General features: G+C 67.4%; 1 protein-coding gene. It reads left to right on the forward strand.

The features are described from left to right. Nucleotides 1-789, forward strand: a 789-nt coding sequence (locus tag EN939_RS36445; RefSeq protein ID WP_206528462.1) for a bifunctional metallophosphatase/5'-nucleotidase, incomplete at both ends; no start/stop codon positions are given.

A 789-nucleotide genomic window follows, 5' to 3' on the forward strand; every position in this document is an offset into this window, starting at 1 on the left:
GATCTATCTCGACAAGTCGATCACCCCCGACCCGGCCGTGCTCGCCCGCATCAAGGAGCTTGGGGCGCCGATCGAGGCGTTGAAGAACAAGGAAGTGGCGGAAACCACCGACGTCATCGACGGCAGTCGCGAGAGCTGCCGCACCCGCGAATGCGCGATGGGCAATCTCGTCTCCGACGCCATCCTCGACCGCGTCAAGGGACAGGGCGTCGAGATCGTCATCTCCAATGGCGGCGGCCTGCGCGCCTCGATCGACAAGGGCACCGTCACCATGGGCGAGGTGCTGACCGTGCTGCCGTTCCAGAACACGCTGGCGACGTTCCAGATTTCGGGCAAGGATCTGGTGGCCGGCCTCGAGGGCGGCCTCAGCCAGGTCGAGGACGGCGCCGGGCGCTTCCCGCAGGTCGCCGGCCTGAAGTATTCCTTCGACAAATCCGTCGCGCCCAATGCCGGCCGCGTCAAATCGGTGGAGGTCATGGAGGGCGGCGCCTGGACGCCGATCAAGCCTGACAAGGACTATCTGGTCGCAACCAACAACTATGTCCGCCAGGGCGGCGACGGCTACAAGGTCTTCGCCGACAAGGCCAAGAACGCCTATGATTACGGCCCCGGCCTCGAACAGGTGGTTGCCGACTACCTCGGCGCCCCCCGGCCCTACACGCCGAAGCTCGACGGCCGCATCACCGAAATAGCCGCGACCGTCGCCGCGGCGCCTGCGGCCCCGGCAACCGATCCGGCCAAGCCAGCCGAAGCAGCGCCGGCCACGCCGGCGCCCGCACCGGCTGAAGC

Source organism: Mesorhizobium sp. M7A.F.Ca.CA.002.05.1.1, from assembly GCF_003998335.1.
In the GTDB taxonomy this organism is placed as follows: domain Bacteria; phylum Pseudomonadota; class Alphaproteobacteria; order Rhizobiales; family Rhizobiaceae; genus Mesorhizobium.